Annotated in this window: 15 protein-coding genes; 11 read left to right on the top strand and 4 right to left on the bottom strand. The window is 38.2% G+C overall.

Going from position 1 to position 23,498, the window contains the following annotated elements; translation table 11 throughout:
* Positions 1-6: 6 nt before the first annotated feature.
* Both GQR44_RS14300 and GQR44_RS14295 read right to left on the bottom strand, forming a co-directional pair.
* Positions 7-1,629, bottom strand: a complete 1,623-nt coding sequence (locus tag GQR44_RS14300; protein ID WP_166372429.1) for an FtsX-like permease family protein — start codon at positions 1,627-1,629, stop codon at positions 7-9.
* Positions 1,630-1,640: 11 nt separating this feature from the next.
* Positions 1,641-2,336, bottom strand: a complete 696-nt coding sequence (locus GQR44_RS14295) for an ABC transporter ATP-binding protein (protein WP_166372428.1) — start codon at positions 2,334-2,336, stop codon at positions 1,641-1,643.
* A 411-nt stretch (positions 2,337-2,747) separates the two neighbouring features.
* Here GQR44_RS14295 and GQR44_RS14290 point away from each other — a divergent pair, with 411 nt between their 5' ends.
* Complete coding sequence (locus GQR44_RS14290; RefSeq protein WP_166372427.1) at positions 2,748-3,569, top strand: hypothetical protein; 822 nt, start codon at positions 2,748-2,750, stop codon at positions 3,567-3,569.
* 969 nt (positions 3,570-4,538) lie between these two features.
* On the opposite strand, the gene GQR44_RS14285 is transcribed toward GQR44_RS14290, so the two are convergent.
* The gene (locus GQR44_RS14285; RefSeq protein WP_166372426.1) at positions 4,539-7,274 is read right to left on the bottom strand and encodes a nitrate reductase; all 2,736 of its coding nucleotides are present in this window, start codon (positions 7,272-7,274) and stop codon (positions 4,539-4,541) included.
* Between the two features lie 440 nt (positions 7,275-7,714).
* Between GQR44_RS14285 and nirB the strand changes: the two genes are divergently transcribed.
* From nirB to GQR44_RS14260, 5 genes are all read left to right on the top strand, one after another.
* On the top strand, positions 7,715-10,240 hold the full coding sequence (nirB, locus tag GQR44_RS14280; RefSeq protein ID WP_166372425.1) for a nitrite reductase large subunit NirB: 2,526 nt from the start codon (positions 7,715-7,717) through the stop codon (positions 10,238-10,240).
* Positions 10,241-10,253: 13 nt separating this feature from the next.
* Positions 10,254-10,604 carry a nitrite reductase small subunit NirD gene (nirD, locus tag GQR44_RS14275; protein ID WP_166372424.1) on the top strand — a complete coding sequence of 117 codons (351 nt, stop codon included), beginning with the start codon at positions 10,254-10,256 and terminating at the stop codon, positions 10,602-10,604.
* Between the two features lie 80 nt (positions 10,605-10,684).
* On the top strand, positions 10,685-12,157 hold the full coding sequence (locus tag GQR44_RS14270; protein ID WP_166372423.1) for a NarK family nitrate/nitrite MFS transporter: 1,473 nt from the start codon (positions 10,685-10,687) through the stop codon (positions 12,155-12,157).
* An 88-nt stretch (positions 12,158-12,245) separates the two neighbouring features.
* On the top strand, positions 12,246-14,006 hold the full coding sequence (locus GQR44_RS14265) for a bifunctional protein-serine/threonine kinase/phosphatase (protein WP_166372422.1): 1,761 nt from the start codon (positions 12,246-12,248) through the stop codon (positions 14,004-14,006).
* A 552-nt stretch (positions 14,007-14,558) separates the two neighbouring features.
* Complete coding sequence (locus GQR44_RS14260) at positions 14,559-15,077, top strand: transposase (protein ID WP_166372421.1); 519 nt, start codon at positions 14,559-14,561, stop codon at positions 15,075-15,077.
* 1,074 nt (positions 15,078-16,151) lie between these two features.
* Here the strand turns inward: GQR44_RS14260 and GQR44_RS14255 are convergent.
* Positions 16,152-17,003, bottom strand: coding sequence for a class I SAM-dependent methyltransferase (locus tag GQR44_RS14255; protein WP_166372420.1), 852 nt, complete (start codon positions 17,001-17,003; stop codon positions 16,152-16,154).
* 468 nt (positions 17,004-17,471) lie between these two features.
* Between GQR44_RS14255 and GQR44_RS14250 the strand changes: the two genes are divergently transcribed.
* The 5 genes from GQR44_RS14250 to rfbA all read left to right on the top strand — a co-directional run bounded on the left by GQR44_RS14250 (position 17,472) and on the right by rfbA (position 22,970).
* The gene (locus GQR44_RS14250; protein WP_166372419.1) at positions 17,472-17,879 is read left to right on the top strand and encodes a hypothetical protein; all 408 of its coding nucleotides are present in this window, start codon (positions 17,472-17,474) and stop codon (positions 17,877-17,879) included.
* A 47-nt stretch (positions 17,880-17,926) separates the two neighbouring features.
* Positions 17,927-19,690 (top strand): polysaccharide biosynthesis/export family protein, encoded by a 1,764-nt coding sequence (locus GQR44_RS14245; protein ID WP_166372418.1) that lies wholly within the window; start codon positions 17,927-17,929, stop codon positions 19,688-19,690.
* 65 nt (positions 19,691-19,755) lie between these two features.
* Entirely contained in the window at positions 19,756-20,544 is a 789-nt protein-coding gene (locus GQR44_RS14240) for an ABC transporter permease (protein WP_166372417.1), read from the top strand.
* 115 nt (positions 20,545-20,659) lie between these two features.
* Positions 20,660-22,027 carry a lipopolysaccharide biosynthesis protein gene (locus tag GQR44_RS14235; protein ID WP_166372416.1) on the top strand — a complete coding sequence of 456 codons (1,368 nt, stop codon included), beginning with the start codon at positions 20,660-20,662 and terminating at the stop codon, positions 22,025-22,027.
* A 37-nt stretch (positions 22,028-22,064) separates the two neighbouring features.
* Positions 22,065-22,970, top strand: coding sequence for a glucose-1-phosphate thymidylyltransferase RfbA (gene rfbA / locus GQR44_RS14230; RefSeq protein WP_166372415.1), 906 nt, complete (start codon positions 22,065-22,067; stop codon positions 22,968-22,970).
* The last annotated feature ends 528 nt before the right edge of the window (positions 22,971-23,498 follow it).

Here is a 23,498-nt window from a genome sequence, read left to right as displayed (position 1 = left end):
TTTTTCCTAAAATTTAATACTCATTCCATCTGATAATGAATATTTGTAGATCAGCCAGCCAGGGATAAGTGCAATTAATAAAGCACTGCATTGGATAACGGTTAAAATAAGTAGATCATTAGACGTTAACATATTGATATCAATATAAAACCCATAATAAGAGGCAAGCGGAGCTTGTAACACTGCAAGTAATAAATAAAGCAATGCCACACCGAGTACTATACCTGCAAAACAAACAAACCCAGCTTCACCAATGATTAAACCAAAGATATGTGCAGGCCTAGCGCCCACTGAGCGTAATATCGCCATCTCTCTGCGACGTTCATTTAAACTCATCAGGATAATACTTAACATACCTAATAGCCCGACTAAGACAACAAATACTGTGACTATGTTCAATGCAATTTCTGCAAGACTAAAGAACTGCCATAGCTCTTGCAGTGCCACAGCTGGAATAATCGCTGATAATGGCTCTTTAGGATAGTTATTAATATAACTCTGCATCCCTAATATGGCTTGTGGTGAAGTTAAACCGACAAAAATAGCATTAATTTTTTCAGGCTTTATTTTTAATAAACGTGCCACGCGTTGATCTTGCGTTTCTCGGTGTTCGCTATGAATTTGATCGTCGTGCTCATGTCCTTCATGCGTTGCTTCATCATGATGCTCATGTCCTTCATGCGTTGCTTCATCATGATGCTCATGTCCTTCATGCGTTGCTTCATCATGATGCTCATGTCCTTCATGCGTTGCTTCATCATGATGCTCATGTCCTTCATGCGTTGCTTCATCATGATGCTCATGTCCTTCATGCGTTGCTTCATCATGATGCTCATGCTCTTCATGCGTTGCTTCGTCGTGATGTTCATGTTCTTCATGTGCTACTTCGTCGTGATGTTCATGCTCTTGATGCGTTGCTTCGTCGTGATGTTCATGGCCTTGATCAGTCGCTAAGGTTTCTTCACCTGGGAGTACGCCAAAATGACCATGATTATCGGTATGCATCGCGGCCATTGCTTCTAAGGAAATAATTAAAGTTTGATCGATAGCAGTAAAAGAGGGGGATAAAATAGCGCTGATATAAAAAGGAATATTGTCGTGGTGATGGCCTTCTATTTCACCACCTCCATGCGTCACAATGACTTCGTCACCAATTGCATAGTTTAATTTATTTGCTACTTCTGCGCCAATTACAACAGCAAACATATCTCCATCTATCTTTCCTGAATGCACCTTAAGATGTTGTTTATTTGCATAGCTAAAATGGTCAAAGAAACTTAAATCAGTCGCCATCACAGTATAACCCTGGTGAGAATCACCTAAAGAAATAGGCACTGCCCATTCAACTGCTGGTGATTTTTGTATCTCCTGATAAGTTGCGTATTGAATGGTGTTTGTTGATTGGCCGATATGAAAGACTGAGCTTAATAATAACTGTGAAGAAGCGCCACGTGAGCCGATAATTAAGTCTGTGCCTGAAATGCTTTTCATAAAACTTGAATTTGTTTCTGTCTTTAGGGTTTGCACGCCTAATAACAGAGTCACGCTGATCGCAATAGAAAAGAGAGTAATAAAAAATGTCAGTTTACGGTTAAGTAAGCTTTTGAATGCGAGAGATAAAATGGCCATTATATTGCCTCCTAGGTTACTAGGTTAGCATTCGCTTTATTAATTTCAGGTAGGCTAATGTGATAATCAAAGTGATTTTTTAAACTGGTATCATGGCTGACAAAAATCAGTGTAATGTCTTCTTTTTTACATTCTTCAAATAATATCTCAATGAAAGCTTGGCGATGATTTGCATCTAATGCTGAAGTAGGTTCGTCGGCGATAATTATTTCTGGGCTACCTAACATTGCTCGTGCTACCGCAACTCGTTGCTGTTGCCCTACACTTAATTGATTCACATTACGTTGTAATAAAGCTGGATCAGTTAACCCTAGAGCGGCTAATAAACGTATTGCTTCAGCATTCAAAGACTCGCTGCGTTTTAACACTTTTGCTTTTCGTAATGCTGAAAAAGTACAGGGTAGGGTGATGTTATCTAAGACGCTGAGATAAGGGATTAAATTAAATTGTTGGAATATAAAGCCGATATGGTTGGATCTAAAACTGTCTTTTTGGCTAGATGACAACTGTTGTAGTGATTGCCCAAGTATTGAAATCGAACCCTGTTGAGGTGTTAATACACCACCTAATAAGTTTAATAGTGTACTTTTCCCACTTCCACTAGGACCTTCAATAAAAAGGTGCTGACCTTTTTCAATGTGTAAGGCTTCAATTTCAATAATTGCTTGTTGGTGCCAGGCAAAAGTTAAATTTGTTAATTTAATCATGATTCATCCGCTGTTTATTATGGGTCAGTATATGATTACTGAATTGTTATAATATAACGTTAATTTGTTATAATGTAACAAATTAAACCGAGCAATACGAGATGCTATTGTATTTTTTAGGTCGATTTTATTCTCAGGTTTTTCTGAACGATTTAAATCTTAAGAAGTATTAACGATTATTTAATAACAATTATCGAAGCTGCTTTTTTTCTTGTTTGCTTTTTGTTTGATTGTTGTTTGTATATTGTTCTCTTTTATACAATTGATATCTATCAAAATCCTGATTAAACAGTTAATTATCACTTTGTTTGCTGTTATAGGACGTTTATACTAATTTTTCAGGGCTCAAGTTTGCACTTACTTGCTGCCATCTTCACCATCAACTTATGAAATCCATTGTGAGAGTATTTTATGTCAGCTACCCCTTTAACTAGTGAGCAAATTAGCGAGCTAGCACATGCACTTTCTAGTGCTCGTAAAGATGTTCGTATTTTAGATAGTTTTCCAGGTCCTATCCCTACTTCATTAAAAGAGGCATATGTTGTTCAAGATGGTTCAATTGAAGCTTCTGACCAAGCGATTGTTGGTTGGAAAGTGGGGATGATTCCTCCTGAGTTGCGTGAAGAATTGGGGGCTGAGCGTGTTATTGGGCCTATTTTTAACAATGTTCATGTGCCTCTAAATGAACAACAATCATCGGGTGAAAAGTTTGAGTTACCTGTATTTGCTGGTGGCTTTATTGCGATTGAAGCAGAATTAGTGATAGAGATTAATCAAGATATCGCTCCTGGTAGCATTAATACTGCTGACGGTGTCGAGCATCTTGTTAAGGATGTTTATGCAGGTATCGAAATTGCGAGTAGCCCTGTTGTTGACCTAAATAGTTATGGTCCAACGGCAATCATTGCAGATATTGGTAACCAATACGGTGTGGTAGTGGGCAGCGTTATTAGTGATTGGAAGAACAGCATTGCTAATATGCAAACGAGTGTCACTATTAATGACCAGCTAATTAATACTGCTCCTACAGATGGTATTTTAAATGGTCCAATGGCAGCATTAGCTTTCATGATTGACTGTTGTGCTGAGCGCGGTATTACCTTACCTGCTGGTTCTTTATGTTGCTCTGGTGCAATCACTGGTGTGCATGAAGTATTAGTCGGTGCTAAGTCTACGGTTAAGTTTGGTGACGTTTGTACAATGGACTTTACCTTGGTTGATATTAATAAATAATTTTTACCAATTCAGTCAAACTTCAAAAGCGATCATTGGTCGCTTTTTTTGTCGCTATTGTAAAGTCACAAAAAAGCTATTCACCACTAAGACGCTTCGCTTACAGAGGGCTCGAAGGAAAATAAGGCTCAATAAATATTAAAACTCGTCGCTGGGCTTGATTTATTTTGGGGCTTTTTACCTTCGTGGTTAATCGCTTTTTATTTTAAAGAAAAAAATCACCACGAAGCCGCTTCGCTACACAGAGCGCACGAAGAAAAATAAGGCTCAATAAACACTAAAATGCTTGGCTAGAGTTGATTTTTGGTGTTTTTATTTATTTCGTGATCTTCGTGCCTTCGTGGTTAATCGCTTTTGATTTTAAATAAAAATACCCACAAAACTGCTTCGCTACACAGAGGGCACGAAGAAAAATAAGGCTCAATAAATATTAAAACTCGTTGCTGGGCTTGATTTATTTGAGGGCTTTTTACCTTCGTGGTTAATCGCTTTTTATTTTAAAGAAAAAAATCACCACGAAGCCGCTTCGCTACAGAGAGCTAACGAAGAAAAATAAGGCTCAATAAACACTAAAATACCTGGTTAGAGTTGATTTTTGGTGTTTTTATTTATTTCGTGAGCTTCGTGAGCTTCGTGAGCTTCGTGAGCTTCGTGCCTTCGTGGTTAATCGCTTTTGATTTTAAAGAAAAAAATCACCACGAAGCCGCTTCGCTACACAGAGGACACGAAGGAAAATAGGGTTCAATAAACATCAAAATTCGTTATTGGCCTTGATTTTTTTGGTGTTTTTATTTATTTCGTGAGCTTCGTGCCTTCGTGGTTAATCGCTTTTGATTTTAAAGAAAAAATAACCACAAAACTGCTTCGCTACAAAGAGGGCACGAAGAAAAATAAGGCTCAATAAATACTAAAATACGTTATTAGCCTTAATGTATTTACTCTGTTTTATTATTCTTCAAATAAAAAAAATTAAACAACAAACTCTTCAACTTCAATGTGTTGTGTTGCCACAACAAAATTTTCGGCCAAAATATTTTCCACTTCAGGTAAACAACTACCACAACCTGTACCTGCACTAGTACATTGTTTAATGCTATCGATCGAGTGGCAGCCTTGCTTCTGAATTGCTTCAGTAATGGTATTGATCCCCACTTGTTTACAAGCACAGATGATCTTACCCTGTGCTAGCTTGCCTTCAACAATTCCTGAAATGAGAGTGAGCTCAATACTACTATCAAGTGGAAGATCTAACACACTTTGTAGCCAATCTAATGACTGTGTGGTTAATTGCTCAGAGGTAATATAAGCATTATTAAGTTGCCCATTTTGTACAAAGGCATAACGATGTATCGCCTGCTGAGATTGATCTGTACTTGAAAATTGTAACGTTTTACCTTGTGTGTTTTGCAATAAACTTTGTATCGCTTGCGCTAATTCGGAAGCAGTGCGGTTATCAGCAATCCGGTACAAATAACCTTTTTCAACTTTTTGTTTTACCCAATAATCAAACCCGCCTAGTGCTAACGGTTGGCGTGTTAATAACATCGCTTCACTATGATAATGCCATTTTTTTAAGCTTACCTGAGTTGATTTAAAACCGGGTTGCCCAGAAATAGGGTCATTATCATCACTGACTAAATTACAAATGTTAGCACTTTTAGCGGTTTGGCTATTCCAGTGAATTGGCGTAAAAAGTTGTCCTTGATTTTGTTGTTTAGTGAGTAATGCTCTCACTAGCATTGCACCTTGAGGGCTATTGATCGCTACCAAATTGTTATCTTTTATCTGTGATTTTTCTGCATCATTTGGGTGTATTGCGACAAAAGGTTCAGTTATATGTGCACCTAAACGACTTGATAAGCCTGTGCGTGTCATCGTATGCCAATGGTCTCGAATACGTCCACTATTTAATATTAAAGGATATTGGGATTGTTTAGGTAGTTCGCTTTTCACATTAAGGCTCGTTGCTAATTGTGAGACTGCAATGAACTGTGCTTTCTTAGAAGCCGTAAAAAATTGCTTATCGGCAAATAAACGTTGGTGCACATTTTTTGTTTGCAAGTGAGTCACTGGCCATTGTTGCGGGGTTAACTGACTGTACCCTTTTGCATCAAGAGTGGTTAATCCAATTAAATTAAGATCACGTGTTAATCCATCTTCATTATCTAACGTAGTCATTTTTGTAAATTCAGAGAAAATTTCACCTTCATGCAGGTAATTAAACGCCTTTTTAAACCCCATGTGTTTAGCGACTTCACTGATGATCCACCAATCTGCTTTGGCTACACCTGGGCTAGGTAATAAACGACGCTGCCTTGAAATGCGTCTTTCAGAGTTTGTCACTGTACCTGATTTTTCACTCCAGCCTTGTGCCGGTAACAGTACATCCGCGTATTGGGTTGTTGCAGTGTCGGCCATACAGTCTGAGACAATCACAGTTGGACATTTTTTTAATGCCGCAATAATTTTATTACTGTTGGGTAAGCTGACCACAGGGTTAGTGGCAATGATCCAAACCGCTTTTATTTTACCTTTATTCATTGCTTCAAATAAATCTACTGCCTTTAATCCTGGGCTGGTGGCTAGTTGCTCTGTTTCCCAGAATTCGCTGATCAGTTGATTCGCTTTTTGATCACCAAATTCCATGTGCGCGGCTAACGTATTGGCAAGTCCTCCAACTTCACGGCCTCCCATTGCATTAGGCTGGCCTGTTATTGAAAAAGGTCCCATTCCAGGTTGTCCGATTCGGCCTGTAGCAATATGGCAGTTGATAATACTGTTTACTTTATTACTTCCCTGAGTTGATTGGTTAACACCTTGGGAGTAAATGGTCAGTGCTTTTTCGGTGTTAGCAAAATGAGCAAAAAACAATGTTAAGTCTTGCTCACTCAACGCTAAATCAGTAGCTAGTTGAGCGATACTGGGGGCATCTTTCTGTGCACTTTTTAATGCGGCTTTAAAACCTTCACTATGTTGTTGAATATAGTCGTTATCAATTTTTTTATGTTCTACAAGATAGGTGAGTAAACCATTAAATAATGCGACGTCGGTTTCTGGTTGAATAGCTAAGTGTAAATCAGCAATAGAGCAGGTATCTGTTTCTCGTGGGTCGATAACGACAATAAATAAATTATCTCGTTTTGCTTTTTCAGCTTTTAAACGTTGGAATAAAACTGGGTGGCACCATGCTAGGTTAGAACCAGTGATCACCACCAATTCAGCAGTATCAAGATCTTCATAACAGCCTGGAACCGTATCACTACCAAAAGCACGTTTATGGCCAACAACACTTGAAGACATGCATAATCGAGAGTTGGTATCGATATTAGCGCTGCCAATAAAGCCTTTCATTAACTTATTGGCAACGTAATAATCTTCAGTAAGGAGTTGTCCTGATACATAAAAAGCAACTGAGTCTGGACCGTGCTCTTCGATGGCTTGTGAAAATTTTGAAGCAACATGTTGTAATGCTTGTGGCCAGTCCGTGTCTACACCATCAATTGAAGGGTGTAACAATCGACCTTCATGGCTAACGGTTTCACCCAGTGCTAATCCTTTAGAGCAGAGGTTTCCATAATTAGCTGGATGTGATTTGTCACCGCGAATGCTTAATTCACCTTTAGCACCGATACTCGCTTCAATGCCACAGCCTACACCACAATATGCGCAGGTTGATTTAGTCCATAAGCTTTTTTCTTGGGTCATGTGGCTCTCTCTACTATTTAATATCCGTTTCTATACTTATATAGGGAGCAAAGAGCACACCAACTATGAAATTATTTAAAAATGATAGTTGATAAATATATTTTGACTTTAAAATCAATGACTAATGTTTTTTTTGCAGTAAATGTATAGAGTAGATCAAAATGAGCTTATCCATTCTTGCGATGAAATCGCACCAAATTAGCGCATTACGCACTGTTTATTCACATTTCTTTAACAATTTACCTTCGGAAATATCAATAAAAAACCTTACTATTTATCTTTTTGTGCCATAACTAATTGAATTTATTTATTTAGTTGTTTTTATTTTTATTGGCTTTTAAATTGGCCTCCCCTTTGCACTGTTTACATCAGATGTTTGTATCTACACCTATATAGATAACTAAACGCAACAAAACAGCAGTTAAAAGGGAATAGCGATTATGAGTAAACAACGCATTATTGTGGTTGGTAACGGCATGGTAGGACATAAATTTATCGATACGATTATCGGTAATGAACAATCAGAATTTGAGGTGATCACCTTCTCTGAAGAGTCTCGCTTAGCTTATGACCGTGTACAATTAAGTTATTTCTTTTCAGGTAAAACTGCTGACGACCTCGCGTTAACGGATGCGGCCTATTACCAAGAGAACGGCATTAAATTTGTTCTTAACGATAAAGTCGTTGAATTAGATTTTGAAAACAAAAATGTAATTACGGCCAGCGGACGCATTGAAAGTTACGATAAATTAGTCCTAGCGACGGGCTCTTTTCCTTTTGTTCCGCCGATTCCAGGTAACGACCAAGAGCATTGTCATGTATACCGTACTATTGATGATTTAGAAGACATTACCAAATCAGGTGATAGCAGTAAAACCGGCGTGGTTATTGGTGGTGGATTGTTAGGGCTAGAAGCCGGCAATGCACTGGTTAATTTAGGTGTTGAAACACACATTGTTGAATTTGCTCCACGCTTAATGGCTGTGCAGTTAGATGATGGTGGTGGTGCTTTATTAAAACGTAAAATAGAAGAGCTAGGTGTGCAAGTGCATACTGAAAAAGCGACCACTGAAATCGTTGCAGGTGAAACCTCTCGCTACCGTATGAACTTTGCGGATGGCACTTTTTTAGAAACGGATATGATTATATTTTCTGCGGGTATTCGCCCTCAAGATGAATTGGCTCGTTTATCCGGCATTCCAATTGGTGAACGTGGTGGCATTGTCATCAATAACCATTGTCAAACAGGTGTTGATGACGTTTACGCCATTGGTGAGTGTGCGCTATGGGATAACTTTATCTTTGGCTTGGTTGCACCGGGTTATCAAATGGCAAAAGTGGCTGCTGCACACATTCATGGTGATGCAGAAACTACTTTTACAGGTGCAGATATGAGTACCAAGTTGAAGTTACTTGGAGTTGATGTTGCCAGTATTGGTGAAGTTCATGGCCAAACACCTGGTGCTCAGTCTTATACTTATCACGATGAAATAGAACAAGTTTATAAACGTTTAATTGTATCAGCCGATGGAACCAAAATGGTTGGCGCTGTATTAGTGGGCGATGTAGATGCTTACGGTACATTATTGCAATTAAAACTAAACGACATGAAATTACCTGCCAACCCAAGTGTGCTTATTTTACCGTCTTCAGGTGGTGAAGAGGCAGCTGGAATGGGCGTTGATGCATTACCAGATACGGCGGCAATTTGTTCTTGTTTTGATGTTTCCAAAGGTGACATTAAGAATGCCGTTGCCGCGGGTTGTTGTAGCATGGGGGAACTTAAGGCATCAACTAAAGCGGCAACTGGTTGTGGAGGCTGTTCTGCACTTGCGAAACAAGTACTTGATAGTGAATTAGCAAGCCTTGGTTTTGAAGTGAAAAAAGATATTTGTGAGCACTTTGCTTACTCTCGTCAAGAATTAACAGACATTATCCGCGTTAAGAAAATTAAAACCTTTTCAGCATTATTGAGCGAATGTGGAAGTGGGCTAGGTTGTGAAATTTGTAAACCTGCTGTGGGAAGCATATTAGCGTCTTACTGGAATGCCTATGTATTAGAAGATGCACATGTTGGCTTGCAAGATACCAATGATAACTACCTAGGTAATATGCAAAAAGATGGCACTTACTCGGTGGTACCACGTATCCCCGGCGGCGAAGTGACTCCCGATGGTTTGATTGTGATTGGGCAAGTCGCTAAAGAATTTAACCTTTATACCAAAATAACCGGCGGCGCCCGTGTTGATCTATTTGGCGCTCAGTTACATGAACTACCTGCTATATGGAAAAAATTAGTCGATGCAGGTTTTGAAACGGGACATGCTTACGGTAAATCCTTACGTACTGTTAAAGCTTGTGTCGGTAACACTTGGTGTCGTTACGGCGTTAAAAATAGCATTGGTTTTGCGATTGATCTTGAGAATCGTTACAAAGGTTTACGCTCGCCACATAAAGTGAAATTTGGTGTGTCCGGTTGTACCCGTGAATGTGCAGAAGCGCAAGGTAAAGACTTTGGATTAATTGCAACAGATGGCGGTTGGAATCTCTACTTTGGTGGTAATGGTGGAATGCGTCCACGTCACGGTGACTTATTTGCCTCTGATTTAACAGATCAGCAGTTACGTACTTATGTCGACCGCATCTACATGTTTTATATTCGCACGGCGGATCGTTTACAACGTACTTCGGTATGGTTAGAGAATTTGGAAGGTGGCATTGAATACTTACGTGATGTGATTATTAATGACTCATTAAACATTAATGCGGAACTAGAAGCAGAAATGGAAAATAACATTGAGAACTATCAATGTGAATGGAAAACAACCATCGAGAGCCCTGAAAAACTTAAACGTTTTAAACACTTTATTAATAGCAAGGAAGAAGATACTGGTCTTGCCTTTAAAGTGATAAGGGGGCAACGCTTCCCTTTAGCAAAAGAAATTGAAATCACTGAATTAGTGTAAAGGAGATAATAAAATGGACATTACATCAACTAATACAAGCTGGACAAATATTTGTGCTGCAAACGATTTAACACCTGATGCAGGTATTTGCGCTCTGTTTAATGAACAGCAAGTGGCGATTTTTTTATGCCAACAAAATAACAGTGTTTATGCTGTTGCTAATTTCGACCCGTTTGGGGGAGCGAATGTGTTATCTCGTGGCATCATTGGTTCGACACAAGATATTACTTATGTTGCCTCTCCTTTATACAAACAGCGTTTTAATTTAGTAACTGGGGAATGTTTAGACTCAGACGAACACCAACTTAAAACCTTTAATGTTCGCATTGAAAATGAGCAAGTTCAGCTTAAAGAAGCAAGTTAAACAAACCTTTATAGTTAACAAACTATCACTAAAAAGCTTAATGTTTCATTAAGCTTTTGTATAAGACACACAGGATATATATGAGTAAAAGTAATTTTAATATTTTTTCTTTTCAGGGAAAAATGAAAACCTTACATTTAAGTTGGATGGCTTTTTTCATCACTTTTGCCGTTTGGTTTAACTTCGCTCCTTTATTGCATGCAGTAAAAGAAACCCTTGGATTAAGCACTGAAGAGATTAAAACGCTGCTGATCCTCAACGTAGCAATCACTATTCCTGCACGTGTTATTATTGGTTCACTAACAGATAAGTATGGCCCTCGAATTGTTTACTCCGCTTTATTGATCCTATGTTCAATTCCTTGTTTTACTTTTGCTTTTTCAGATAACTTTATGCAGGCTGCAATATCGCGTTTTGCACTCGGTTTTATTGGTGCAGGTTTTGTTGTTGGTATTCGTTTGGTTTCTGAATGGTTCCCACACAATGAGCTTGGTACTGCTGAAGGTATTTACGGTGGTTGGGGTAACTTTGGTAGTGCAGCTGCTGCTTTCTCACTGCCTACAATCGCTCTATTATTTGGTGGCGAAGACGGTTGGCGCTATGCAATGGCCGTTACTGGTCTACTTAGTTTAGTATTTGGTTTTATCTTTTATGCCAATGTAACTGATACACCAAAAGGAGCGACTTACTTTAAACCGGCTAATTTAACGGCAATGGAAGTTACTTCTAAAGGTGATTTCTTTCTATTGTTGCTGATGAAAATACCTATGTACGCAGCATTAGCATTATTAGCTTGGAAACTTTCACCTGCTAATGTTGGTATGATCACCGATACAGTTTGTTACAGTATTTACGGTTTGTTATTAGCTTTATACCTGTATGAATGGTCACAGGTATGGAAAGTAAATAAATCTATTTTTACCACGCCAGTACCGGAAATTCATCAATACAAGTTTAAGCAAGTAGCGGTATTAAATATCCTTTATTTTGCTACATTTGGTTCTGAATTAGCCGTTGTTTCAATGTTGCCACTATTCTTTTTAGAAACATTTGAATTAACGCCAGTTGTTGCAGGTATGGTGGCTTCTGCTTATGCCTTCATGAACTTAGCTTCTCGCCCAGGTGGTGGATGGCTTTCAGACAGATTTGGTCGTAAATCTACGCTGATTATTTTAACTGCAGGTTTAGCCTTAGGTTATTTATTGATGGCGCAAATCGATGGTGGTTGGACATTGTGGGTCGCTGTTGCTGCTGCAATGTTATGTTCTTTCTTTGTACAAGCTGGTGAAGGGGCTGTATTTGCTACAGTACCATTAATTAAGCGTCGTATGACGGGGCAAATTGCGGGTATGACTGGAGCTTATGGTAACGTAGGTGCGGTGGTGTACTTAACTATCCTTTCTTTTGTTGATTACCAAACATTTTTCTACGTGATTGCGGTAACCGCATTTATCGGTTTGGTTACACTATTGTTTATGACTGAACCTAAAGGCAAGATTGCAGAAGTGAATGAAGATGGTAGTGTCACACTCATTGATGTTGGAAGTCACTAATCAGGTTATGGCAGTTATTTTTAATGACTGCCAGCACAGATTCATAACTGCTTCATAAGTAGGAATAACAAGTAAGGTCACAATCTGCATGAATAAGAGTCAATCAACGCCAAAGTTGAAAGTGTGCATCGGTGGTTATTCGACAGCGGGTAAGCGTTCGGTCAATCAAGATGCTTTTGCAGTGAAAGACCCTTATTCACCTTTAGAAAAAAGTACTAAAGGTATTGTTGCCTGTGTTGCCGACGGTGTGAGCTGCAGTAATAAAGGCCAACAAGCTAGCCACACCAGTGTTACTCAATTTATCAGTGATTATTACAGTACTAATAAAAACTGGGACGTTAAAGAATCAGCCAGTAAAGTCCTCAATTCACTCAATAGTTGGTTATACCAACATAACCAAGATGACCTTCGCCATAATGGCTTGATCACTACTTTTAGTAGCTTGATTATCAAATCAAATACTGCCCACTTGTTACATATTGGCGATAGTCGTATTTATCGCTTTCGGGCTCAAAAATTAAAACAGTTATCTCATGATCACAGTAGAGCGGTTTATAAACAGAACCCGGTATTAACGCGTGCACTAGGTATGGATTGCCACATTGACATCGACTACCAAGCAATTCCTTTACAAGTTGATGACTTGTTTATGCTGTGTAGCGATGGTGTGCATGATTATTTAGATAACAATACCCTCAGCGGCTACTTAAGCACCTTAAGTCAAGACGCTAATACCAAAGCCTTTGAGCAGCTGGCGCAAACAATTTGTGATGATGCCTTAGCGCAAGGTAGCAGTGACAATATCAGTTGTTTATTAATTAAAATCAGCACGCTTCCTAAAGCTGATTTAAGTGAATTATTTGCTCATTTAAATAGTTTGATTATTCCTCCTGCGCTACAAGTAGGGAATGAGATTGATTGTTTTCGTATTGATAAAATACTGCATCAAGGTGTACGCAGCCATGTTTACCTCGCCACAGATAAAAGTAGCCATAAGTCAGTGGTGCTCAAAATGCCTTCTCTTAACTTTGAAGAAGATTTAAATTATCTATTGGGGTTTTATAAAGAACAGTGGGTAGGGCAATCAATTACACATCCCGCAATCATGTCAATAGCAGCTAACATTAAAAACTCTGTGTTTTTGTATCATATTTGCGAGCTAGTAGAAGGGATTTCCCTAAGGGAGTGGATGCAAAGAAATCCAATCATAGAGCAGCAACAAGCTTATGATATTGTCACCAAAGTTGTAAATGCGGTGCGAGTATTACAACGAGCAGGGATGGTGCATCGTGATTTAAAGCCTGAAAATATTATGATTTCTGATCAGGGGGAAGTGAAGCTCATTGATTTTGGTACGGTTAAAGTAAACGGCTTTGAAGAGATAGAAAAAGAACAGCAAGAAGAACCGCTGGGAGCGGTCGATTATATTGCACCAGAATATTTAAATGAGGGGCAAAGTTCATCATTATCGGATCTATTTTCAATTGCGGTTATTGCCTATGAATTATTAGCAGGTCACTTGCCTTACCCCGGTAATCAAGGACTATCATTAGATAGAGCAAGGCAATATAGCTGGATTTATCAACCGATTAAAACCTATCGACCAGAGTTATCAAGCCGATTAGATAATGTATTGCAGCGAGCATTAGATCCAAAACCTAGCAAGCGTTACAGCTCAATGAGTGAGTTTGTCGCTGAATTAACCACCATCCAAAAAAGACTTGCGTTAAAACAACCCAAAAAACCACTATTAGAACGAGACCCAGTAAAATTCTGGCAATGGTTAGCTTTTATTTTTATTGGAGTGAGCGCTGTTGAACTCTTCATCATGCTAAGAGGCAGTTTCTGATAGCGAGAGTAAAAACATTTCGTAATATCAGGGGCACTCGCTTTAGCCTGCCAGTATGCGAGCTATCGCATACAGCATTAGCGTCGATGAGGAAGCGAATCAAAATATAGTCGATAAACGCTATAGAGTAGCGGCAGCGATTTGACGAAGTCTAATATTCGGGGCGCAGGCTTCAGCCTGCCAGTATGCGAGTTATCGCATACGACTATTAGCGTCGCTGAGTAAAGCGAACCATAAATGACTAGAGCAACAGCAAAACCCAAAGACTAAGGTCAAGGTCAAAACAAGCAGGCTGAAGCCAGCGCCCCAAAGTCAAAGTATGTTTCCAAACAGGCTAAAAAAAGGATTCCAGAGCTCTTCCGCTCATTGCCCTAGCCTACCGGCTAATTCGCCCCTTAAAGATGTTTCGCATACTACTATTAGCGTCGATGAGGAAGCGAATCAATAAACAGTGAACCAGCGTTAAAACTAGAACGCTAAATCAACAGCTAACACAAAACTTCAAAAACTAACCTACACTATTTTCTAACCTCCATTAACAATGGTTAGCCCATGCACATTAAAAGCTTATTGCACATTAATCACCCCAATGCGATTCAGTTTGTCACATTTCGAACACAAGAAAGTCTAAGCTATTATCTACAACACAACAATATCGATACAACAGACAGCGCAGCTAAACAACAACTCGAAATGGATAAAATACTAGACGTTTCAAAAGCAGGCGCAATATTAAACGGATCCGTTATCGAATTGCTTATGCAATATCTATTATCGAAAAACAATTCACTATATCAACTGATAGCAGTATCAATAATGCCAAACCACGTCCATATAATGTTTGAACAGTTAGCTCCTTTAGCTCAAATAATGCAAAACGTTAAAGGCGGCAGTTCACTGCTAATAAATCGGTATCTGGATAAGAGTGGTGTCCTATGGGATAAAAGCTATTACGACAAAATAGTCAGAACAGAAGTGCAATTCAAAATCACTTACGAATACATAAAAAATAACGCATACAAAGCAGAGCTAGCAGATGCACAACATCGATTTTATGGGATATATGAGTGAATATGGTGGAAAATGAATTAAAGAAGTAAAAAAATCACCGCTTCAAAATACTAAAAATCAAAACAAGCAGGCTGAAAAAAAGGAATCGCAGAGCTCTTCCGCTCATTGCCCTAGCCTACCGGCTAATTCGCCCAAGCGCCCCTTAGAGATGTTTCGCAACTTGTGATATTGTTCGTCAATTACGTTATACAAAAACTAAAACCATCGCTCATCGCGACATAGTGCGATAGCTATCAAGCGTAGCTTGATATTCGGGGCGCAGGCTTCAGCCTGCCAGTATGCGAGTTATCGCATACAAGTATTAGCTTCGCTGAGTAAAACTAACCAATAGTAATGAAACACCATAAAGCAAAAAATCAAAACAAGCAGGCTGAAGCCAGCGCCCCAAAGTCAAAGTATGTTTCCAAACAGGCTGAAAAAAGGAATCGCAGAGCTCTTCCGCTCATTGCCCTAGCCTACCGGCTAATTCGCCCAAGCGCCCCTTAGGAGATGTTTCGCAACTTGCGATATTGTTCGTCAATTACGTTATACAAAAACTAAAACCATCGCTCATCGCAACATAGTGCGATAGCTATCAAGCGTAGCTTGATATTCGGGGCGCTGGCTTCAGCCTGCCAGTATGCGAGTTATCGCATACAAGTATTAGCTTCGCTGAGGAAACGAACCATAAATGACTAGAACAACAGCAAAACCCAAAGACTAAGGTCAAGGTCAAAACAAGCAGGCTGAAGCCAGCGCCCCTTAGAGATGTTTCGCATACAAGTATTAGCCACGATGAGGAAACGAACCATAAATGACTAGAACAACAGCAAAACCCAAAGACTAAGGTCAAGGTCAAAACAAGCAGGCTGAAGCCAGCGCCCCTTAAAGATGTATCGCATACAAGTATTAGCTTCGCTGAGTAAAACGAACCAATAGTAATGAAACACTGCAAAGCAAAAAATCAAAAGAAGCAGGCTGAAAAAAGGAATCGCAGAGATCTTCTGCTCATAATACTAGGCTGTCGACTAATTCGCCCTGCGCCCCATAGTCAATGTTACTTACAAAGTGTGTAAATTCTCCTACAAACCCAAGCTAACTCCTAGTAATGACAGTTCTTAAGCCATAGTCTAATATTTTGCCCGTTTGGCTTTTTACACTTAATGTAGTTACTTCTACTTTTTCACCATTACATAACTCATCGGTTATTTCTCGAATGCGTTGTGCATCTAAGCGTGGTGAATATGTATTGGCAATGATAAACCCACCTTTAGCGCGTAATGCTAATGCAGCTTGTATTAATTCTGGAAACTTATTTTCTATTTTCCAACGCTCTTTTTTTGCACCAATCCCAAAAGCTGGTGGATCCATGATTAAACCTTGGTATTGTTTACCTCGTTTAATTTCACGTTGTGCAAATTTAAGTGCATCCTCTAACACCCAATGTACGTCAGTTAAGCCTGAGGACTCCATGTTCTCTTTTCCCCACTTGATGATCTGCTTTACTGAATCACAGTGTAATACTTCAGCGTCTTGATCTCTTGCGACTAATGAGGCGACACCGGTATAAGCAAACAAATTCAAAAAGCGATCACCGGCCTTTAAGTTGTTAGCAATAAAATCCCAGTTAGCACGTTGCTCTGGAAATAATCCTACATGCTTAAATTTAGTTAGGTGCAAGTTGATAGTGATATTATTAAAGGTTATTTGCCAATCATGTGCTAAATCACCCTGTAATGCTTTCCACTCTCCTGCGCTACTGCTGCTTTCAATAAATTCGAAATGTGCTTTCGCTAGCCACTCCTTTTTAGATAAAACAGGTTCAAAATAAGCGTTCATTTCAGGGCGAATAGTGACAACATTTCCCCAACGTTCGAGTTTTTGATTATTACCTGCATCAATTAATTCGTAGTCATGCCATGGTGCAGTAAAGGTACGTTTCATCATAGGATTGTTAGCTTTTATATAAAGTGGATAGAAATTACAGGTTACCGGAAGTTAGCTTTTAAGGAATGTGGCTTCAAAATAAAGCACAAATTAACACTTACCATTAGATATTTTATATTAATGAGAACAGGGTGTCACATTAGTCCTTATAAATCGTGTTAATTGTGACAATCACATCCATTTAAAGATTATTGACTGTTTATCTAAAAACAATAATATATTTTTTGTTGTTAATGGTTAATGGTTAATTTGAAATTGATTTTATTTTACATCGAAACTGAATTTATTGTTATTTGTGCTGTTATAAGAAGTGAATATGAATATGAATATGAATATTTATTTGTTTTAATCTTATTAGAAAAATGTCACGTGTATACTAAATGCTTATATTGCTCAGATGGCTTAGTTTTGCTATTGTTTGCTTCTTTTTTATCAAAAATATCTTTTTTAAATCTCTTTAGGGTTATTATGATTAATTTTTTATCTTCTGGGCATCGTAAATACTTGCTACTTCCAATGGTCTTAGTACTTAGCGCCTGCACTAGCAAACCTAGAGAAGTCTATGCATCTATCCCGTTAGTGACAAATAATGAAGCAAAGCCTAGCACAAAAGAAATACCAGAACCTTTCTCCACCAAACTGAGTAACCCATCTATTACACAATTAACACATGGTAAGTACGCAGTTAAATTATCACCTCTTTATATTTCAGCACTAGGCTACCCGTGTCGCAAACTTATATTTTCTGAGCAAACAGGTGAGCCTAAAAGAAGAGTTGCTTGCGAAATTTCCTACAAAGACAGCGCGAATAAGCTCGTTAAATCATGGTTTTTAGAGAACGCGATTATTGAATCTAGCAATAATATCGATTTATAGAATTACAACTTATTAATATATTGAGTTAAAAAATGGATTTATTAAACATGAACCGCTTTAAAGCTACCTTATTTACAAAGACGAGCATTTTATTACTTTCAAGCTGTTTGCTCGTACCAAATGCGTTTGCTGCTTTTGAACCAAGCTCTATTGATCTTCAAAATGGAACAAGTAACGGTATTCCACAAATAGATGCAAGCGGAGAAGATGCCACTTCAAAAGTCGGTTCTTACCAAAAGCAATCTCGTGCAGGTGTATTATTACCGGGTGAAGTGGATGTGCGTGAATTACTGCCTTCGTCAGGCGAAGATAACCCCCCACCATACGGCGCAAATTTGTTCGCTGGTGGTTATGAAACAGAAAGGGTTGATGGCTTAAATGATAACTATTTAATCGCAGCGGGTGACAAAATTAATATCTGGATATGGGGCGCTGTCACCTACTCGAACGTGGCGACCGTGGATAACCAAGGTAATATTTTTATCCCTAATATCGGCCCAATTAACGTATTGAATGTGTCTGCAAGTAATATTAATAAGCTCGTTCAATCTAAAATAAAACAAACTTACACCAATAACGTAGAAGTCTATGTCAACTTACTAACAGCGACGCCAGTCAGTGTTTATTTATCTGGTGCGATAATACGCCCTGGGCAATATGCAGGCATGGCGTCAGATAGCGTGTTGTATTACTTAAAACGAGCGGGTGGTATTGACTCGGATCGCGGTAGTTACCGTAGTATTCAAATTATTCGTAATAACAAAGTAATAAAAGAAGTCGATTTATATACTTTCATTCAAACGGGTAAATTACCAAATATTACGTTTAAAGATAAAGACGTCATTTTAGTTAAACCGCAAAAATCTGCTGTTAATGTTGCTGGTGGCGTTAAAAATCCCTTTAGATTTGAACTCAAAAATATCCAAACCCAAGGTAGTGAGCTCGCACTGTTTGCTTTGCCACTTGCAAAAATAAGCCATGTTGGTGTGTTTGGTAATCGTGCTTCAGGCCCTTTCTCGGTTTACTTAGAATATAAAGATTTCTTAAACTACACATTACAAGATGGTGATAGCCTAGTATTTAACGACGATACACATGCTCAAGTAATTGATGTTCAAGTGTCTGGTAGTTATTTAGGTCCCTCTTATTTTGCCGTGAAAAAAAGTGCGCGCTTACATGATGTATTAAATGCAATTCCTATTGTGCCGTCATTAACCGATAACAAATCTATTTATATTCTTCGTAAAAGTGTTGCTGAGCGCCAAAAGAAAATTCTAGATGATTCTTTAGACAGACTTGAACGAAGCGTATTTACTGCACCCGCATCTTCGGATGGTGAAGCCTCTATTCGAGCAAAAGAAGCTGAAATGGTGATGCAATTTGTTGAAAAAGCAAGACAAGTTAAACCGTTAGGTAAAGTGATTGTTTCTGACAACGGAACAACCGCTAATATCCTGTTGGAAAAAGGTGACCAAATCGTTATTCCGCATTACACCGACCTAATCAATATTGGTGGCGAAGTACTAATGCCACAAGCGGTTGTGTTTAACCCTAATGCAACAGTTGATGATTATATTGCTTGGGCGGGTGGTTTTACCGATAGGGCTGAAGATGAACGTATTTCAATTGTGCGTGCTAATGGTATCGTTCTTTTTGTTAAAGAAGGTGAAGAAGCAAAACATCTTAAAATACAACGTGGTGACCAAATTCTAGTGTTACCTAAAGTCGACACTAAAATTGTGCAAGCAGTGAAAGATATTACCCAAATAGTTTACCAAATCGCTGTTGCAGCAAACGTGGCGCTCAACTAAAAAATGCTTATTCAAATATCAATGCAATATAAGTTAACTTCCTTCTCAGTCAAGGAGTTAGATTAATGGCTTTAGTTAAAAAACGCTCAACTCTGAAAGTATGGGGCGATGTGATCTTTGCCATTTTTTTGAGGGAAATAAAAAGCCAGTCTACGGATAAAATTGGGTTAATTTGGACTGTCGTTTCGCCATTGATAATGATTGCGGGTATGACTGCAATGAGGACACTCCTTTCAGGAGGGGGCGATACTCACGGAATGCCAACCATGTTTTTTATGGTCTATGGCATGATCTTAATTCAATTCTTTCTAAGTGTATTAGGTAAAGCTAGTGACGCACTTCAAAAAAATAAACCTTTATATGCATTTAGGCAGGTACAGCCAATTAGTTCAATTATTGCCATTGGTTTTTTTGAACTACTGATTAAAATGTCAGTTGTATTAATAGTCGTGTTAATTTGTTTTATTTTACGTATCGATATTGTTGTGCATGATGCTATTTCCGTCATTATTAATTTCTTTAAAGTATGGTTAATGGCAGTAAGCTTAGGCACTATATTTGGATTGTCTTACTGTTTTATCCCTGAACTAAAAAAAGTACAGCAGCTATTAACTCGCCCATTATTCTTCATATCGGGCATATTTTTTAGTCTGCAAGATATCCCTAGAGAATATTGGCATTATTTAGATTGGAACCCTTTACTACACGCTGTCGAACTAACTCGTTTTGCAGCTTATCCAAGTTATGGTCACCAAGGGGTGAGTTATTTCTTTTTAGATATGTGTACTTTAATTAGTGTGTTTTTTGCATTAGCTTGTTACCACATAGGCTGGAAACAAGCGATAAGCCGTTAATCTAATCATAAATGGATGACGGTTTAACTTTTTCAGGCTTTAAGCATAAAGGTTTAAAGCTTTTATTAATTTTCAAGCCTTTAGGTGTTATTACCTATAGCCTTTATAGTTATTTATGTTAGAAAAACGATTTAATGAGTTTAAAGATTCAATAAAACCAATAGAGTTTAATAGTATTGAGTTTTTAAAAAATAAAGCAGAATCATTGAAAGCGTCAGATCCTGAATTATCAGCTCGTATATTAATACGTGTAAAAAATTTGCAGAAACGACCAATGCAAGTTAGCAATAATAAAGGTACTACATCTGATTCGCCTAACAGTCCTAGTAATAGCAATATACCAGTGACTAAAAAAGGTAAACAGCAAATTCCTGTGAAAAAAACAATATCGTCTAAATTACTTACCCTGTCACCTTTTATGGTTTTTGTGATAATTCCCGTGCTGATTTTCTCCGCTTATCAGTTACTTTGGGCTACCGAACGATATGAAAGCCAAGCAAAAGTGATCGTGCAACAACCAGATAGTGCCTCTACCTTAGATTCTGGTATGGCATTACTAACGGGATTAGGTGGTTCAGGAGGAGGATCTGACCCTGAATTAGTAAAAGCCTACATCTACTCTAATGACATGATTGATTACTTAAACAATAAAATCGCATTAAGAGAACATTACTCTCAATCATTTGTTGATTATTTCAGCCGAATTCACGAATCAGATTCCAGAGAAACGTTAGATCAATATTACCAAGATCACATCGAAGTTATTATTGATGATAAATCGGGAGTCATTACTATTAGTGCACAAGCATTCGACAGTGAATATGCACAGTTACTAGCGAATACAGTAGTTGAAAGAGCAGAGTGGTTTATTAACTCGATAGGGCACCAGTTAGCTAATGCACAACTAGATTTTATGCAAGGTGAGCATAAACGTATAGAGCAACGCTTAGCCGACGCACAAAAAGATTTATTAACTTATCAACAAAAATATAACTTACTCGACCCAACAGCAGAAGGTACTGCTAAACAGCAAATTACCTACACACTTGAAGGTAAAATTGCAGTTAAACAAACTGAAATAAAAACATTGAAAGCCATCATGAGTGCAAATTCACCTCAGGTTAAAGGGCTACAGAATGAGTTAAAAGCATTAAATGCACAATTAGAAATTGAAAGAGATAAATTATCTCAATCAGGATTAGATGAAACACCTATTAGTGAACTCTTATCTAAATTTACTGACTATAAAATCAAAATGGATCTCGCATTACAGGCTTACACTTCTTCACAAATTTCATTAGAGAAATCAAGGATAGAGGCCTATCGTCAACTTAAATACTTGATTGTTGTAGAAAAAGCAACATTAAGTGAAGACAGTAAATACCCAGATGTGATTTATAATATCTCATTATTCTTACTACTGTTAAGCCTTGTGTTTGGGATTGGTAAAATAATTATTAGTACAATTAAAGAGTTGAAATGATTTTCGATTTTTACAATATATATGGAAAGGAATGATAATGAATAATAACCCATTAAATCGTAAAGGTATTATCTTAGCTGGAGGGTCTGGTACAAGGCTTTATCCACTGACTAAAGTGGTGAGTAAGCAGTTAATGCCTGTTTATGATAAACCGATGATTTATTATCCGCTGTCAAACTTATTTATGGCTGGTATTACTGAAATATTAATTATTTCGACACCGTTTGAATTACCGCGTTTTAAAGAGCTATTAAAAGATGGTTCACAATGGGGTGTTAAAATTGAATACGTAGTGCAACCAAGCCCAGATGGTTTAGCGCAGGCTTTCTTACTGGCTGAAGAATTTTTAGATGGTTCTCCAGCTGCATTAATTTTAGGTGATAACCTGTTCTATGGCCATGACTTAGCTAAATCACTACAAAAAGCCAATCAACAAGAGAGCGGTGCAACAGTCTTTGGTTATCATGTTTCAAATCCTACATCCTATGGTGTTGTTGAGTTTAATGGTGAAGGAAAGGCAATTTCTATAGAAGAGAAACCTGAAAAACCAAAATCATCATACGCGGTACCTGGTTTATACTTTTTCGATGCAGATGTTGTTGAATGTGCAAAAAATGTAAAACCTTCACCACGTGGTGAATTAGAAATTACTGACGTTATTGAACAATATCTAATTAATGGAACATTAAAAGTCGAAGTAATGGGACGTGGTACTGCTTGGTTAGACACTGGCACATTAGATGATTTGTTGGATGCAGCATTATATATTCGGGCCATCGAAAAACGACAAGGCTTGAAAGTCAGTTGTCCAGGTGAAATAGCTTTCCGTATGGGTTATATAGGGGAAGAAGGTATAAGAAAGTTAGCTGAGCCACTTAAAAAATCAGGCTATGGCGTATACCTCTTAAGTTTATTAGAACACAGGATTTTACCGAGTACGTAAGTTTCGAAACATCTTTAAGGGGCGCTTGTTTCAATCTGCTTGTTTTAGTTTTTGTATGGCGTAATTGACGAACAATATCGCAAGTTGCGAAACATCTTTAAGGGGTGCTAGCTTTAGCCTGCTTGTTTTAGTTTTTGTATAACGTAATTGACGAACAAGATTGTAAGATGTGATACATCTTTAAGGGGCGCTGGCTTCAGCCTGCTTGTTTTAGTTTTTGTATAACGTAATTGACGAACAAGATTGTAAGATGTGATACATCTTTAAGGGGCGCTGGCTTTAGCCTGCTTATTTTGACCTTGTTCTTTTGGTTTTTAGGTTTTTTCGTTATGTATAGGTTCGCGTTGCTCAGCAATGCGAATAACAATATGGGATAACTCGCATACTAGCAGGCTAAAAAAAGGAATCGCAGAGCTCTTCCGCTCATTGCCCTAGCCTGCCGGCTAATTCGCCCAGCGCCCGAATATCAAGCTAGGCTTGATAGCTATCGCACTGTGTCGCGATGAGTGATGGTTTTAGTTTTTGTAT

This window comes from Psychromonas sp. SA13A, assembly GCF_011378715.1.
In the GTDB taxonomy this organism is placed as follows: domain Bacteria; phylum Pseudomonadota; class Gammaproteobacteria; order Enterobacterales; family Psychromonadaceae; genus Psychromonas.
This window is presented reverse-complemented; position numbering and strand designations above follow the sequence as displayed.

Excerpts from the sequence above, each read along its gene's own strand:
- GQR44_RS14270 (WP_166372423.1), top strand. The coding sequence starts at position 10,685 with ATGAGTAAAAGTAATTTTAATATTTTTTCTTTTCAGGGAAAAATGAAA.
- rfbA (WP_166372415.1), top strand. The coding sequence starts at position 22,065 with ATGAATAATAACCCATTAAATCGTAAAGGTATTATCTTAGCTGGAGGG.
- GQR44_RS14250 (WP_166372419.1), top strand. The coding sequence starts at position 17,472 with ATGATTAATTTTTTATCTTCTGGGCATCGTAAATACTTGCTACTTCCA.
- GQR44_RS14300 (WP_166372429.1), bottom strand. The coding sequence starts at position 1,629 with ATGGCCATTTTATCTCTCGCATTCAAAAGCTTACTTAACCGTAAACTG.
- GQR44_RS14260 (WP_166372421.1), top strand. The coding sequence starts at position 14,559 with ATGCACATTAAAAGCTTATTGCACATTAATCACCCCAATGCGATTCAG.
- GQR44_RS14255 (WP_166372420.1), bottom strand. The coding sequence starts at position 17,003 with ATGATGAAACGTACCTTTACTGCACCATGGCATGACTACGAATTAATT.
- GQR44_RS14285 (WP_166372426.1), bottom strand. The coding sequence starts at position 7,274 with ATGACCCAAGAAAAAAGCTTATGGACTAAATCAACCTGCGCATATTGT.
- GQR44_RS14240 (WP_166372417.1), top strand. The coding sequence starts at position 19,756 with ATGGCTTTAGTTAAAAAACGCTCAACTCTGAAAGTATGGGGCGATGTG.
- GQR44_RS14235 (WP_166372416.1), top strand. The coding sequence starts at position 20,660 with ATGTTAGAAAAACGATTTAATGAGTTTAAAGATTCAATAAAACCAATA.
- nirB (WP_166372425.1), top strand. The coding sequence starts at position 7,715 with ATGAGTAAACAACGCATTATTGTGGTTGGTAACGGCATGGTAGGACAT.
- nirD (WP_166372424.1), top strand. The coding sequence starts at position 10,254 with ATGGACATTACATCAACTAATACAAGCTGGACAAATATTTGTGCTGCA.
- GQR44_RS14265 (WP_166372422.1), top strand. The coding sequence starts at position 12,246 with ATGAATAAGAGTCAATCAACGCCAAAGTTGAAAGTGTGCATCGGTGGT.
- GQR44_RS14245 (WP_166372418.1), top strand. The coding sequence starts at position 17,927 with ATGAACCGCTTTAAAGCTACCTTATTTACAAAGACGAGCATTTTATTA.
- GQR44_RS14290 (WP_166372427.1), top strand. The coding sequence starts at position 2,748 with ATGTCAGCTACCCCTTTAACTAGTGAGCAAATTAGCGAGCTAGCACAT.
- GQR44_RS14295 (WP_166372428.1), bottom strand. The coding sequence starts at position 2,336 with ATGATTAAATTAACAAATTTAACTTTTGCCTGGCACCAACAAGCAATT.